Annotated in this window: 1 pseudogene; it reads left to right on the plus strand. The window is 39.2% G+C overall.

The window, feature by feature from the left end:
• Positions 1-150, plus strand: a pseudogene (locus HMPREF2877_RS10855) (helix-turn-helix domain-containing protein); the annotation flags it as partial.
• Positions 151-245 lie beyond the last annotated feature (95 nt).

A 245-nucleotide genomic window follows, 5' to 3' on the forward strand; every position in this document is an offset into this window, starting at 1 on the left:
AGTTGTAGACGAGTCACGGTAGCTGAGACATCTATCGTTGAGAAAAACTGCCAAATCTCCAATCTAGTCCGGCAAAAAGTTGCATAGCTCCTTACTGAAAAGGTGTCACTAACAGATATTGCCAGAAGACTTCGTGTGTCGACGTCCACAGCTATAGCTGATAAAAGAAATAGAATTCCTAGGAAATCATTGAATTATCAATCACCCTACCAAGTTTTTCTGAGTTACTTGAAAAGTCTAACTTA

The sequence above is a fragment of the Streptococcus sp. HMSC072D03 genome (assembly GCF_001812855.1).
GTDB classification, from domain to species: domain Bacteria; phylum Bacillota; class Bacilli; order Lactobacillales; family Streptococcaceae; genus Streptococcus; species Streptococcus salivarius_D.